Source organism: Lacipirellula parvula (assembly GCF_009177095.1).
In the GTDB taxonomy this organism is placed as follows: Bacteria; Planctomycetota; Planctomycetia; order Pirellulales; family Lacipirellulaceae; genus Lacipirellula; species Lacipirellula parvula.
Map to the genome: position 1 here is coordinate 746,153 of NZ_AP021861.1, position 15,767 is coordinate 761,919.

5 protein-coding genes and 1 pseudogene are annotated in these 15,767 nt (G+C 57.0%); 2 read left to right on the forward strand and 4 right to left on the reverse strand.

Going from position 1 to position 15,767, the window contains the following annotated elements; genetic code table 11:
• Window positions 1–609 precede the first annotated feature (609 nt).
• Window positions 610–876: a hypothetical protein gene (locus tag PLANPX_RS02825; RefSeq protein WP_232536284.1), complete on the forward strand. Its 267-nt coding sequence runs from the start codon at window positions 610–612 to the stop codon at window positions 874–876.
• A gap of 35 nt (window positions 877–911) precedes the next feature.
• On the opposite strand, the gene PLANPX_RS02830 is transcribed toward PLANPX_RS02825, so the two are convergent.
• The 3 genes from PLANPX_RS02830 to PLANPX_RS02840 all read right to left on the reverse strand — a co-directional run bounded on the left by PLANPX_RS02830 (window position 912) and on the right by PLANPX_RS02840 (window position 6,851).
• Window positions 912–3,785: a beta strand repeat-containing protein gene (locus PLANPX_RS02830; protein ID WP_152097260.1), complete on the reverse strand. Its 2,874-nt coding sequence runs from the start codon at window positions 3,783–3,785 to the stop codon at window positions 912–914.
• Between the two features lie 1,025 nt (window positions 3,786–4,810).
• Window positions 4,811–5,749, reverse strand: coding sequence for a hypothetical protein (locus PLANPX_RS02835; protein ID WP_152097261.1), 939 nt, complete (start codon window positions 5,747–5,749; stop codon window positions 4,811–4,813).
• 97 nt (window positions 5,750–5,846) lie between these two features.
• Window positions 5,847–6,851 carry a pyridoxal-phosphate dependent enzyme gene (locus tag PLANPX_RS02840; protein ID WP_152097262.1) on the reverse strand — a complete coding sequence of 335 codons (1,005 nt, stop codon included), beginning with the start codon at window positions 6,849–6,851 and terminating at the stop codon, window positions 5,847–5,849.
• Between the two features lie 493 nt (window positions 6,852–7,344).
• On the opposite strand from PLANPX_RS02840, the pseudogene PLANPX_RS27875 reads away from it, so the two are divergent.
• Window positions 7,345–8,274: pseudogene (locus tag PLANPX_RS27875) on the forward strand (transposase); the annotation flags it as partial.
• A 1,059-nt stretch (window positions 8,275–9,333) separates the two neighbouring features.
• On the opposite strand, the gene PLANPX_RS02860 reads toward PLANPX_RS27875, so the two are convergent.
• On the reverse strand, window positions 9,334–15,696 hold the full coding sequence (locus PLANPX_RS02860; protein WP_152097265.1) for an RHS repeat domain-containing protein: 6,363 nt from the start codon (window positions 15,694–15,696) through the stop codon (window positions 9,334–9,336).
• Window positions 15,697–15,767 lie beyond the last annotated feature (71 nt).

Genomic DNA, 15,767 nt, shown 5'->3' on the forward strand with positions numbered 1-15,767 from the left:
GGCCCCGACGCTCGGGCGCGGACCGCGCCCCATCGACCAACGCATTGTCGGCCGCGTGTCGGGGTCGCGCCAGCGACAGGAGGCGTATGGCATTGACGCCGCTTTGCTTCTTGTTGGCTTCGGCAACACCGACACGCTGGCGTTTGTGCGTTGGCGGTAGCCGACGGCTGTGCGCCAGAATGTCGTCGCTACCCGCGTGGCCTCTTGCGGCTGCGCCGCCCTGGTAGGCGAGTACGCCAACCAGGGCTACCCGCTAGGGCTACCAGCTCCTTTATCTATGGTCCCCGTCGAGCGGGCGACGCTCAGCGAGTTGGCGCCCTAGCGCTCATGCAAGCAGCGGCAGGCTCTGGTAAAGCGGGTGCTGAAGTAGGATGTTGCCCGAAATCGCCTTCGTACCCCGCGATCGGCCGGTTCCGATTGTAACGGCATGGGATTCGCTTTCCGTGCGCTCTGTGCCTGTTACGGCAGGGATGCACCGCCCAGGCACGAAGCGAAATTCCTTCTTTTTGCCGATTTCGGCCAAGGAATACTCAAGTGGAACTCGGTCTTAAGTTTGGAAATCAATTGAGCGTACGCTCCGCAATGACTTGGCTGCGTTCTAACCTCCCGGTGACAGCAGCGTCGCGGATTGCCGTACAGATTTCTCCGGAGCTTTGGGAAAGCACTCGCCGCAAGCTTGGCAAGAGCTCCGCCGGCAAGAATGGGTTGCGCGATTATGTGCAGACCCGCGCGGCGCAACTTGCTCAAGTCAAAGTCGATGAGATGGTTCGCTCCAAATCATCTCTCTCGGGTCGCGCCGCGAACAAGCTGATTTTGAAAGCGGCGAACGCGGCGACGAAGATGACGCTCGAGAAGGCCGCTCACTACTTGAACTGAGCTGACTACCCGGGAGCCGGGAGGAAGCCTCAGAGCTATTGATTGCGGCGACGGCGCTTGTTGGCGAAGAGGGCTAGAGCTGAGCCGCACATGCTGGCAAGACCTAGCGTGGCGGGCTCGGGGATGCTGGCGTTCGCAGGCGTGGCGGCGACGCCGCTGCCGAATTGTCGTTGCCACAGAAGAAAATCAGCGCCGTCGATGAGATTGTCGCCGTTCGCGTCGCCTGCGTTGCGGCCGCCTGCGGCGCCGTAGCCCGTTTTCCAGATCGCCAGGTCGGCAGCGTCGACTTGGCCGTTGGAGTCGAAGTCGGCCGTGAAGCTCGGCGCGAGCGAGATCGTGCCGGTCGTGAGCAATCGCGACGTGTTCCACGCGAAGCCGTCGACGTTCGGCAGGCTGAGCGCGTTGAAGTTGCCGGCGACCGTGCCCCAATCGAAGAGATCGAACGACAGTGGGCTGGCGGGCGTGAAGCCATTGATGAACTGCACGGCGATCGCGCCGCCGAGGGTGAGCTTGCCGGCTACGTCGAGATGGTCGTACTCGGTTCCCTGATCATCGCCGCCGATTTCCATCAGCAGCAGCGAGGTGTTGGCGAGCGTGGCGTCGCCGGCAAACGAGACCGCCGCGGCGCTGTTGCCGGGGCTGAAGGCGCCATCGAATTGGACGGCGCCGGCGTAGGAGCCAGCGCCGCTGACGGAGCCGGTGAGGCGAATGCCCCCGCCGCCGGCGGCGCCGTTGACGGTTCCTTGGTTCTTGAAGGCGCCGTTGATCGTGCCGTTACCGGCGACCGTGCTGCCGGAGTCGAGCTGAATGCCATGGAGACTGGAGAGCGAGCCGCCGGCAAGCGTGGTCGTTGCGCCAAGCTTGGCGACGCCGGCGCTAAGCAGATTGACCTGCTGCGCGCCCGTGTTGAGCGTGCCCTGGAAGGCGTCGAAGCCCGTCGCAAGTTTGGCGTCGCCGAGGGTTAGCGGTCCGCCCGCTGCGGTGATGGAACTCGTAGGTGCGCCAGTGATGCGAGAGTAGATGGCGCCGTAGCCAGTAGCCGCTCCGGTGAGGGTGACTCCGGCGTCGGCGACGATCGAGCCGCCGGCGAGCGTGGCGGAACCCACGGCGACGGCTTGGGTGGCGGTGAAAGCGTGCCCGCCGATGGTCAGCTCGCCGCTGATCGCGGTAGTCCCGGTGACGGTGGCTGGGCCGATGAGCGCGACGGAACTCGTCGGGTTGCTTTGAAGATTGGCGTTAATGGCGCCTTTGATCTGCAGCGTTCCCGCCGTCACGTTGAGCGCCGGCGCCGTGATGCCCTGGTTCAAGACGGCGACTCCGGCCGTGGTTTTGTTCACGGCGCTCGCGGCGATGACGGGGGCGTCGATCGTGCCAGACTGGAGGGCGAGCGTGGCGGGGACGAGAACGCTGCCGACGGCGCCGCCGACCGTTCCGCCCTGCAGCGTCAGCGTGCCGGTTTGCTGAACGTTTCCGGCGAGATTGAGCGTGCCTCCAGCGACGTTGACCGGTGCGGTCGAAGCGAGCGCGTTGGCAGTCGCCAAGCTGAGCGTGCCGGCTTCGATGCGCGTGCCGCCGGTGTAGGTTTGCTGCTTGGTGAAGATCTGCTCGCCCGGCCCTTGCTTGACGATGCCGCCGGGGCCGCTGGCGGCGTTCGAGATGACGCCGTCGAACGTAGCTGGGCCGGGCAGCGATGCCGGCGTGGTGATGGTCAGGGCGGGCGTGTCGCCGTTGTTATCGAGTTTGATGCTGCCGACGACGCCCGCTTCGTTAGTCAACGCGCCAATGCTGGCGGTAGCAGAGTCGACGGTGAGCGAGCTCGTAGACGAGAAAAACCTCAATTCGCCGGAAACAGTCAGAGAGGCGCGGTCGCTGATTGTCGCCGTGCCCGTGCCCCCCTTCTGGGCGGAGTTGTAACCGCCTAAGGCGAGGGAATTCGTTGTGAGCGCCGACGAGGCATCCTCGACCGTGAGCGTGCCGGTGACGCCCGTGAGCATGCCAACGGCCATGGCGCCTGTATTCACCGTGGCCGCACTGGAGACCGTAACGGTCGCGCTGCCATTGAAGCCGGCGACAAACAAGCCGATGTCCCGCACCTTCGCGTCCTTGGTGACGGTGAGGCTGTTGCCGCTCGTGCCGCTCGCGCCCATGAAGAGCTGGTTGAAGGTGGCGACCTCCGTCTGCTCGTCGCGGATGATCAGGTTCGAGCTGCCGGCGCCGGCAGATTGCAGGACGAGATTTCCCCCGCTGGTTCCTTTCAGCTTCGCGCGGTGGGAAACGGTGACCGTTCCCTCGGCCATATACATGGCCGAGGCGGCGTCGAACGACGTGCTCGTGAGCGTGTAGGTTCCTTCGAAGAACTCAGCGCTCCCAGCTTGGTGCAGATAGTTCTTGATGACGTTCGTCGCGCCTTGGTTGAGAAAATCGAGCGAACCGGCGCCCGTCTTGTTGATGCCGAAGGCGTTGCCCGCGGTGGAGTTCACCGACCCGTACACGGACAGCTTGCCGCTGGCGATATTCCAATCGGCCTCGCCGCCGAGAAGGACGTTGCTGTCGATACGATGATTGCCCTGTAGGCTCGTGACGTCGCCGCTGGCAATCGTCAGCTGATCGTTCATGAGGCGGTAGGCGTTACTGCTGTTGAACGTCACATCGGCGACGGTGCGATTCCCGGACAAGCTGATGGTGCGGTTACCGCCGGCGGTGGGGAACTCAACGGAATCTCCGCTCGCGGGGGCGCCTATGGGCGACCAGTTGCCAACGAGACTCCAATCGCTGTTCGTGCCGCCCGTCCAGGTTTTTGTTGCGGCGCGAGCGCTGCCGGCCGTGGCGGCGCTGGCGAGCAAGGCTGTGAGGAGGAGCAGCAGGCGAGCGCGCACCGGGAGCGAGGCAGCGGATGGCGAGACGAGCATCGAAGAGTTCTCAAAAAGGAGGGACGGACGGGCGGGATTGGCGTCGTCCCGGCGGCTGAGGGAAGCATTGAAGTTAGTCGGACGGTCGCGCCGGTTCAATCGTGAGTCGGGAGGTGGCCGATGGGTCTCTTGCGGCTGCGCCGCCCTGGTAGGCGAGTACGCCAACCAGGGCTACCCGCTCTACCCGCTGAATGCGAAAAAGCCCGTCCCGACGTCTTACGAGCGTTGGAACGGGCTTTTGCAGGACTTAGCGGACTTTTCAGTCGAGTGGAGGCGGCGGGAATCGAACCCGCCGCCAAACTCAACAAAGCCCCAGAAGGAGCGCAATTCTGGAACGTGACGCACTCCAGGACGCACGCGGTTTGCGTCCCATCTAGTCAACCGAAGATCTACGGGCACTCGGTTTCGGAGAATCGCTATCGACTGGGAAAAGCCGCTGCCTGCAGGAGGACGAGCAAGTCGATGGACTCCAGTGGCGGGATGCCAGCGGCCGACAGGGTACCGAACTTGTGGACCACCTGGACATGCGAGTTGACTCAACTCGCGGTAGGGTATGACCCTCATATTATCGTATCACCTGCAAAAGCTCTCGACCCAAAGTCGCGGTCGTTCACGCCCAGAAGGGCGCAGGTAAGAACTGCTTCTGAGCTGCCTCAGATTCCCGCACCACCCACCAAGAAGGCGTCGGTTAAACTGCCTCCGCTGCACGGCTGGAACTCAGATCGCTTGGCCGAGAGTACTTTAACGAACGCTGTACGAGCTACATTGATAGTCATCCCGAGTCTATTCCCGATAAGGTCTGATCGCTATACGAAGAAGCCCCGCTCTACCCGGGAACTCGACGTCGTCATGATCGAATGTGATTGGAAGTTCCCACGTAAGGAAGGGGGCACAAAGATGTTCATCGATCACGGGATTTGTCTGAGGTTGTCGAAATCCACATTTCCAATAAGGAGCCCGAATTGTGGCATGCAGCTTACCGCGACCATAGCTGCGAGTCGAAGCTCTAGTATGCATTGAGACGTTCATCGTGATGGTGAGAATTGGAGCAATCCGTCTCGCAAGAACTTCAGGAGTTCGGGATGTCCGCTCCCTCCCCAGAATGGAGTGTTATTCACATCGATGACAAAGTATGAATTCGGAGGTTCAAACACAATATCGAGGGCACCGTATTCGAGCTGAAAAGCAGCCAGAAAGGTGAATAACGTTTGCAGCAAACTTCGCGGGCACTCGAACTGCCCCGCCACCAGTGCTAACGCAGTCGGCTTCAGCAAGAATGTTGCCGTCTGCCGCTCGATTCCAACGGGCATTTTTTTGATCGGTTTTGGATCAATCACCTTTGAAACAGCGACGTGTCGCCCCGCGACATACACTCTGTAGAAAATGTGGTCTGGATTCTCCACAAATCGCTCAATGCACAGCTCTGGTCGATTCCACCATGCGTCCGGAATATTGCGTCGGGGGACAACTTTATATTTCTTAGCGTTTAACACAACGTTTGAAATGCAGGTGAGACCCAGAAGCGTTCTCAGCTCCGCGGATAAGGCACGTTCATTATTTGCGCCATAATTGTAGTTGGTTTTCACAATGAGCTGCTGGGTGGGCGGGCTATCCCGCGTCGCTTCGGCTACCGGTAAGTCGGCCGCCCGACACACATCCTGGATGTGTCGCTTTGTAACATCGAATACATGCTCGTTCACGACGGCAACCCTGCGATCTCTCAGGGCACTTAACAAGTGGTCCCGCCGAAGTGGAAAAGCATGAGTTTGGGATACCGCTAGGTGGAGAATAAAGCGGTCAACGGATTGCGGCAGGCGATTGATGACTTCCACACTATCTTCACCGGGAATTGCTTGAATGAATGTCGCCTCGGGAATCAGTGATGACAATAGGAAGCCAGATCGTGACTGCCAGTAGTAAACAGTAGTGCCGGTCTCACTACTCGGTGGTGTATCTTCGTGCATCTTTCGAGAACCTATAGGGGAAGATCGATAGCCACTACGTATCCTTGACGGCATTTCATCGCCAGCTCGAACTCATCTCCAGCCTTTGTTCCTTATTTTACGGCGATTCATTTTTTGCCGCTGTGACGACGATCGCATGACGACCGGTACGCAGATGGGCTGGAGCTGCAATCAATCCGGCTAGGCCAGCAGCGCCTGCTGGCCATGAGTTGATAGCGGCGAACGAAGATAGTTGACTCGCAGCGTCACTCAATTGGGCATCAGTAACTTCAATCGCCCCTCCGCCGCTTTCACGCACTAGCCGTACGACGTCCTCAGCATGCGCCGACCTCCAGCTTATGAGCGGTTCGTTGAAGCTAGTCGGGCAGATATCAGCGGGCTGTAATTCCACAACCATTCCAGCCGCTACGCTGGCACATGCAGCATTGTTCCCAGCACTGCTAACGGCATACATCCGGGCAACTTTGTTCTTTGCTCGGAACCCTTCGTAAATACCCGTGATCGTCGTTCCATCTCCGACGGGAACCCATACTGCAGTAATTCCATGGACTTGTTCATGCAACTCGGCGGCAATAGCCCTGTAGGAACGGAGGATTAAGTCGTCCGCAAAACCGCTGGCGTTGCAGTCATACGCGCCAGATTGAACCGCGAATTCTCGGCTGGAGGCTACGGCATCTTCGTACGTGCCTTCGACGAAATGAACTTCAGCGCCGTATTCGAGCATCTCTGCCGTTCTCGATCGCGCATAATTTGACGGAACAAAGACGTGGCAACTCGCGCGACTGGCAGCCGCCTCGAATGCTATCGCAGCGCCATAGTTTCCGCAGGAACCGACTGTCACGACGGCAAATTGACTGCGTACAGCATGGCGAATCACCGATCGGGCGGCGCGGTGCTTGTGCGTTCCTGTCGGGTGAACACCTTCGAATTTCAAGTAGACCGCGTCGGCGCCGATGATAGCCGCCAGTTCGGGAACATCAATCACAGGGGATGCATTGCTCATGCTTCTGGCGCGATACTTGCAAAGCGTTGCCCATCCAGGCTGCTTCGAAGGCGCGCGGCCCGTCCTTTGGAAAAGGCGAATAGCAGTGAGTCGTGACATGGTCACGTCACCTTCGCAGGACCAATTGCGAGTGGTGTCGTTCGACTGCCACTAGACGATATCCCGAGTATAGAAGTCCCTGAGAAGATAGATGCGCGCGTTTTCCAGCCAATAGGGCAATTAGCGAAATTCCGTTTGTTACCTGATGCGTATTGCTAGCGTATGTAGTGCGTGCAAGAGGTTTCCAGCCAACAGCCACGAAAGCGGCTCTGGCTTGACGACGAATCGTGCGTCAGGCTAAGCCGAACGCAAAAGGTCACGCCTGGAGCGACCACTTCGTCGATGATCGCACAGCGATGGCTGATCGATTCGCATGTTGATGGATCGACGAGTGACGCGCGAATGTTTAGCGATCGACCTGGCTCGAAGCCTTCAAGAGCGAGGAAGCTGGACCGATCGAGCGATGTCTTCGCCCGTGACGTCCCCCCGTTTCTTCGTCCACGCGGAATGCAAGATTTTAGTAAACTTGCATTCTGAAGGAGTGCCGCAAGCTATGCCGAGAAAGTGTTTTACAGAGGAGAAGATCGCGTTCGCGCTGCGTCAGCACTAGGGCGGCGCCCAGGTCGCGGATATCATTCGCAAGCTGGGGCGACGGAGCAGACGCTTTACCGCTGGAAGAAGAAGTTCGCGGGCTTAGGCGTCGCTGAGCTACGTCGCCTGCGGCAGCTTGAGGAAGAGAACAAAAAGCTCATGGCCCTCGTGGCCGACCTGAGTCTCGACAAGAAGATGCTGCAGGACGTCGTCTCGGGAAAGGTCCAAGGCCCGATCGTCGGAAGATCATGGTGAAGCGGCTGCAAGCCGTTTACTGCATCAGCGAACGTCGCACATGCCGAGCGTTGGGCTTCCCTCGTTCGACGCATCGCCACGTGGGCGTTCGTAACGGTCGGGCCGAACTTCGGATCAGACTTCGCGACTTGGCCGCCAGCCGCGTAAGGTACGGCTACCGCCGTCTCCATACGCTGCTGAAGCGCGAAGGCTGGTAGGTCAATCACAATCTGGTGTATCGGCGGTACATCGAAGAAGGCTTGCAGGTGCGGATCAAGACGCCCCGACGACGCAAGAGTTGCCGAGCCCGGGTACGTTAGTCGATAACTTTACCAGGGAGAGTCTGGCGATCCGGCTCGGCCAGCGGCTCACCTGGGACGACGTCTTGGCAGTTCTGGAGCACCTTCAAGCCGATCGAGGCACGCCGCAGTCGATTCGCGTCGAAAACGGCCCGGAGTTCATCTCGAAGTCGCTCGATTGATGGGCATACTTCAACGAGGTAACACTCGACTCCAGTCGGCTCGGCAAGCCCACCGATAATCCGTTCATCGAGTCATTCAACGGTCGACTGCGGCAGGAATGCCTCAACCAACACTGGTTCCAAGACCTGCCAGAAGCCGCGGCGACGGTCGAAGCTTGCAGTGTCGATTTTAACGAGTAACGTCCCCACAGTAGTCTTGGGGACCGCACTCCGAAAGAGTTCGCGGCTTGCTTCGCTTCGGCTACGCCTCAGCGAAGTAAGCCGATTCCTAGCATTCCGACTGGATCAGGATTCGGGTGAGGGTCAAACGACTTGGATTGTCGCTCCAAGCGTGGGCTCTTTTGAAGGGGGAAGGTCATACCTCCGTTGCGGCCACGGCGCAAGAGACTGCGGATAGACACTCTAGTCGATGCCTTGATCAAGGAGAGTCTTGCGATTCAGCTCCACCACGGCTCAAGGGAGGCGACGTCGTGACAGATCTAGGGCAACTTTAGGCCCAGCATGGCGAGCCGCGGTCGATCCGCGTCGTCAGTAAGTTTCGACCTTATAGTCGAGTTCCCTCGCAGTCACCAGCTCGCGACGTCAATTGAGCGGGCTGCGTCGATCAGAGCAATCTCGGTTAAGCACTCCGCCTGGGGGAGGTGGGAAAGAAATCCTATGCATAACCAGCATCGGTTGATGTTTTGTCTATTTGAGTCATGTTTGTGTTGTATGGCAGGCAGATTTGTCGCGATACTGAATCGCCTCATTCAATGCGATTAAGTACAAGTCTTTGGATTGCTACGATAGCAATCGCAACTAAAACTCCAGCAGGTATGCCCACAAAAACCGCACTGGTCGTGATCTCAGTCGTAGACAATTGAGGGGGCATAGGGTGTGCCATATGTCGCAGTTGCAAGAGCGATACGGCCACGAACGTGCTACCAAATGCGCAACTGATTATCGAGCACAAGTAAATGCCGCCGAGTTTAAGCGACGTTACAGCACCCGCCCCCCACGCCCCCAGCAACAGCATGCCCATAATGGACAATTCTGCTTTCGCCGCGGCTAACATAGCGATCGTTAGAATCGCCAACCATCCGAACAGTTCCAGTATTGAGTGACGCATGATATTTTAACCGAATCCGTCAACAATGTACCTTGCTGGCGATCCAAGGATCGAGTGAACGTTAGCTTTGGTAATCTCTACTGCGGCTGTCCGGCTGGAGCGTTCGATTTCGCGACTTATCGCTCGGTTCACGGGAGTGCCCGAATGAGAATCCTCCGATGGAAAAATCCGCTGATTGTAGACTCAAATACGGCACCAGGCCTCGCGTCACGATTGGTGATGCTTCGGGTCGCCGAATAAGTCCCGTTCGCTTTTCGATTATAGCTATGGAACCAATGAATGCCACCATAGACAGAAATATCCGTTAAGTCCTGCGACATAATGCCGAAATCGGTGCTGGTCGTCACCTTGATGTCATCCGGCGCCCCAGCTTGGCCAACACAAGCAACATAAGTTTCAAATTCTTGCTTGAAGCTCGACACAACTACCGTTCCCCATAATCCTGGGTAAGTAGGTATAACCCCTGGAACATCCTCTATTGAAAGGTGGGGGGTGCTTTGCGGATTACCTCTCACCGGGCCTGGCAATATGTCGCTGTTATATAAGTAAGTTGGATCTGTCGTGCTGGGTGTATCAACCTTCCACGAGTAATTGTGTGCGTAATTGGCTGGGTTTGAGTTGGTGTTTGCCGTCTGCTTGACAATTTGAACTATACCGATCTCGGAGCAGGATGAACAACCATTTGCACCGAAGGCGGATGTATCGACGTCCCATCCCGCATTCATGAAGGATTGAAGGGACTTTAGCCCCAGTCCTCCATCGAGGCGGGGCGGCAGCGGGATCACTGAAGCGGACGAAAGCGTCACCCGCCCCTCCTTGAAATGGACAGTAACTGTGCCACTGGGGTCAGTAGCTAGGCATGGTGTCGAATTCGCGTAAGCGTACAAGTTCGGCCAACTTCCTTGATACCCCACCGGGTCACGGGCTACCCAACGTCCCAATTGCAAATGTAAATGCCGCATGCGATTTATCTGCAAGCCGCTCTCTAGGTCGAGCTTTCTTCCAGTAAACCTATGCTCCCACTCGTAGTCCGTTCCTGAATCGGAGGTGAAGTCGGGGGCGAGCGATTCACTGTGTCCGTAGGGCCGGTACGAAAAACGCTCCTGAACGATAGCATTGGTGTCAGTGAGGGCGACCACGCTGAACAGCACATCCTGCAAAGCATATAGCCGCTCGGTGGGGCGATCCCGCAGTACGAGGTCGTCGACATAGCGTATTCCCCACACAAATTGCTGTTCCGCGTCCTCAGAGGAACCAACTCGCTCTTCAAGCACTTGCCAGGCATCTGAGAAATAGTACCGCCTCGCCTCCACGGGGGTGCCCGATGTATAGGTCACCTTAACCGAACGTCTGTTCAATCCATCGTACTGATAGCTAGCGATGGGTCGGAACGAGCTTAACGAATACTCCTCTTCAAGCTCAACCAATCGGCCCCATGCATCCCAGGTCGCTCGATAGACGTCTTCGAGATCGTCTGGCCTCGGGATTGCCACCATGTTGCCGGCGTGATCGTATTGCGGATCAGCCCAATTGGAGATTGAGGCAATTTCATTCGTCTTCGAATGCGTGCGGCTTTGAGTAAAATCCCAGCCACTAGTTCCGTCAACATCTTCCCTAAACTGACTCCAGTTTCCAGGGGAATCCAACTCCCACTCCAGTACTGCTTTCCTGGAGCCGCCAACGAGCCCTGTCCTCGTACCATTAAGTGTGCCGCGATCCATCGACTTCAATCGACCTGCCTCGTCGTATCCGTACAGTTCATCGTAGTGCTTGCCGTGGCTTTTTGCCCTGAGATCTTCCCTGTAAACACGACTTCCGAGCAAATCATAGCCGTACCTTAGGTGCACTAACTCTGCATCAGGGTCGCCAGATCCAACATCTAAGTTCTTGAACCAGCAGTGATCGACAACGCGATCGAATCTGTCCAAGCCAGAGTATGCGAAATTCCCGTCTGGATCGTACGTGAGCATGACGCCAGGTTTATGTAATTCAGTGACAACGGGCAAATGCAATCCGAGGTACTGATATTCAACGAGAACGAATCCTGAGCCGCCCGAAGCACTGTCTCGAATTCTCGCAACACGATTTAGACCGACACCATCGACGCTGTTGTAGTCGTAGGTCAACGCCCTCCCATTTGGATAAACTAACGCTTTGCGTCGCGCTGCCCGGATGAATTCGCCATTAACGGCCGTGTAATCATACTGGTAGGATACCGTCGGCACTCCAATGGCCACTGCTCCTGTAACTGCTTGCTCCTCCGATATTAGCTGCCCCAGCCCGTCGTACTGCCGGGCCACCTGGTTGACCTCATTGCCTAACGCATCATAAGAAGTAATCGCACCGACACGACCGTATTTATCAAATGCAGTAGTAATCTTGACAACGGACTGATCAATTCCAACGCCAAATGCAGTTGCCTCATCACTAACTTGGCGACCTAATTTGTCATATCCAAATGCATGACACGTTCCATTCTGATCTTTTTTAACAATCACCTGCCCCTGCCGGTTGTACTCATACTCGATGCGATCATATAAACCGTCAGCGCCATTGCCAGACAGGTCTTCGGAATCGTCGCTATCAGCATAGATCTCAGCCCGCAGAAGATCGTTTCGATAAACTTCAGGCGTGCCGTCTCCTTGGTCGGTGCCGTAGACATAGTGAGTAACTTGGTCGTCAGACGAGTTTTTTTGTAAGGCGGTTAAAGTCGCTACTCTACCGGCCGGCCCATAGGATGTATCGATGGCGACGTTCTGGTCCGAAGTGCCCGTCCTTGGGCTGCCTGTGCCGACAACATTCTGAATCACACGCGTCACGCGCCCCGCATTGTCACGCATGGTGGCATGTGTTCTCCCGGCATGATCTACTTCTAAAGTGAGATCACCGGAGTCGTCGTACTGCGAACTGCTCACCAAGATGTTTGAGGAGGTAATGGTCGGACGCGCAATAGCACTTCTATCAAAACCAACTGAATCGTCCCCTTGATTCCCATAACGGGCGTATGTCACGACTCTCCCCAAAGCGTCGTACCACGTCGCCGCATAATCGGCCCGAGCATTCTCTCCGGCCACTAGCAAACCGACCGAAAACGAGGAGGGATGGTAACGCCGGAGTGAAATAGTCGCGATCACGTTGCCGGCACTGTCGTAAATCGTCTCGCCTTGCTCTACAAGGTTGTCCTGGGCTAGGGATGCCGCCGCGGCATAATCGGACTCACCATTGAAGTCGAATCCGATGTACGTTTTGTAATCACGCCCAAGGCTATCGTAGGTGGATTTCGTAAATGCACCACCTCCTGCTGGCTGACGCTTAATCGCATTTCCGCAGCAGTCATACCAGGTTCGCTCGATCATTTGCGAACCTAGAACGCCGTCTTCGATGCTATAACGAATCTGTTGATAAACGCGCCCACGGTTGTCGTATCTCGACTCGCTCTTGTCGAGAAGTTCATCGGTGCCCACGTTCTCCAAGAATCGCTCGACGGCAATCACTCGATTGGCGTTGTCATGGCTGAAGCTCGTGTACGTCACCCGACCCTCAGCATCCGATGGTGCAATAGCCCTTACTTGCCGGCCTCGCCAATCGTGATCAAATGTCGTGATGCGATCGTTGCCGGAATCGGCATCGACGTAATGTGTCTTCTGGGTCACGAGGCCGTTGCCTACGCCACCCGCATCAAACTCAGTCGAGGTGACTTTGGCAAGATTGGCTCCAGCCGTATTGTCAGGAGACCACGCTCCAACAGTTGGCGTGTCATCGGTGCCAACCCACGCCTCAACGCTTCGTCCAAGCAAGTCGAACACGGTACGGCTAATCGTCCCGTCAGGGGCTTGCACTCTTGCCTGACGCCCAAGATCATCGTATGCATAGAGCGTTTCATCGTAATTCGTGCCGACCGTCCCTGCCCCGCTCGCTGGAATCGCATGATAGACTTGCGATTTCTCCAGCTGCCCCTGTGCGTTGTAGAATTGCCGCGACCAACGAACCCAATCGGTCTGAACATCGAAATCGTCTGTATCCGGATCTAGAAGCGACGGTGCGCTGTCATACTTGGCGACAATTGCTTCGGTTGCCATCCCGTCAGTAGATCGACGAGTGATTGATACTGGATTCACTAGAACGACTGACGAATCACTAGCCTTTTGGTAACCTTGCGCCGACCACGTTTCGTGATCGCTCTTGTAGAACATCCATGAAGCACGACGAAGCTCAATCTCGTCTCCTTCGGCGTCGATGGCATTGTGAAGAGGCCCCAGTGTCTGAATCAAGCGTCCCTGGACGTCATATGCATAGTCGGTAACGTAGTGCTTTCCCCAACCGGCCGGAGTGCTCCAGGCTTGGCCGTCCGTGCTGGGCACGTCCGACATCAGCGAAACGTCGACGTCTTCGATCGACTGCAGTACCACGCCTCGAGCTTGATCGTACTTCTTGAAGCGAATAAAGCCGCGAGCTCCGCGCTGCCAAACCTCTAACCCGTTACGATCAAAGACTTGAACGCTGGAGTCCACCGTCGCCGCTCCCTGTTGAGTCGCGGTTACGACTGGCATCAGCGTCTTTCGCTGTCGAATCTGCGAGGTACTCAGCAGCGGATTAGAAACGTCCGCGTGCCACTCGTACTCGTAGCTAGTGGTGCTAGGATGCAAGCCGTCTTCGCTTTGGTGGACGGTCTCCTCCGCGAGAGGATAGGTGTCGCGACCGTTCAAGTCCAAGTGCTTGTAGTAGGTTATCTCGCGTAAAGTCACCTCCAGCCCGGAGTTTCCTTTACGCAGTTTCTGTTGTTTCGGGTGGCCTTTGACATCGCCCGCCGTCGACTCACTCGCTGTCGTCGCAGACCCATATTCAGTAACCTGAATCAGCCCGTCTGTCGTAGCAGAGACGCTAAGGACATTTTCGCTTACTGAATAGGAAGCCACCGCCGCCGGAGTCCATTGCTCGGTAAGACGTCCTTCGTCATTATAAACTTTGTATTCGATCCATTTCTGCTGGCCGATCGCTCGCTCCTTGAGGAGAACCTGCCCGAGAAAGTTGGCGAATACAGTGTTCGTCGACTGGTCGGGCAACGTTTCAATCGTCTTGGTGCGCCACTTATTGAAGTCTTCGACCTTTGCTTGCCGTTCGTAGCTAAAGCTGTAGGCGCGGGCGCCTCCCTTGACCTCTTCGTGGTTGACTCGCCCCTGCGAATCGTACTCGTAGTAGTAGTCCGCGTAGGCTTTCAGTTGGGAGTCGGTTGCCGCTGCCACGTTTAGCAGATTGTCTTTTGCACGCTCGTAAGCCGATGGGCTAAGAACGAGTTTCAATAGATTGTTCCCGTCCGCATGATACCGATAGTGGTAAGAGCCGGTTGTAATCCACGCCGTGCCGTCGTGTTCCTGTTGGTCTACCTGCTGCAATTGGTCAGCGTCATAGGTATAGATTGCGCGACGCAGGTTCTTTTCAGAAGCGACGCCAATCTTCTGGGTGAGCGTGACGCTAGCGATCAGATCAGCGCTGTAGGCGTAGGCCAACTTGTCGACCACGGTCTCGGCGCCGTCAACTGTCGTTCGTTGCATGTTGTCGAGACGGCCATCGACGTACGCATACTCAATTTGCAATGCGCCTCCAGGAGGCGTAACGCGATGCAGTTGACCTTGGGGGGCGGCGGTCTGCTCGAAATCGTGAAATTCCCAAAGCGTTCCACTCGAGTCGAGGAATTTGAAGACGGCTGTCCCGCGAATTAGCATCTGTCGCGCGCCGTAGCGGCCGACATATTCTGGCGGTCCACTAGTGGCGACGTTATCGAAGACAATAATGCTTCGTGGAGCAACGACCACTCGAATGACGCTGTTATCTCCGTTGTCACGAAGAAGCCGGGGCTGTTGGCGGGTCATCCACCGTCGGCCGTTGGTCAGGGGAAGATTGGATCGACGGTTGCTATAGCTCCGGCTATGCGATAACGCTCTCCCGCCTCCCGTCGCCGAGACGTCTGTGGTGCTTAACTGCAGTTCACCCGTGCCGTAGTAAACGGGCTCATCGCTCGCATCTTTCCCGCATTGTCCCTCATCGTTCGGTGGCGGATCGTCTTCTCCGCCTCCGTCGCCGCTCGAACCTTCTGACGAGCTGCTGTCGTCCGAGCCGCTGCCCGAGCCGCTGCCGGATCCACCACTTCCCGAAGCGCTACTGCTGCTGCTAGCGGAACTTGATTCGCTTGAACCGCCAGAGGAACCGCCGCTCGAGCTGCTTTCCGAGCCAGAGCTGCTCGAACTACTCGAACCGCTGTCGCTACTGGAGCTCGACCCGGCTGAGCTAGATCCGCTGCCGGATCCGCTTTCGCTTCCTGACGATGAACTGCTGCTTGAAGTGGAGCTGCTTCCTGAGTCGCTGCTCGACGAGTCACTTCCGCTACTACCGCCCGAGCTGCCATCAGATCCCGATCCAGTCATCGCAAGAATGAACTCATCCAACGGATCATCGCCGGACGGATCGGCATAATTAGTCGAAAAATTTGTCATGATAACTCCTTTGAGAATTTCTTTATTGTGCAGAGTCGTAACGCCAACACGTCGACTCCCGAAGATCTAAG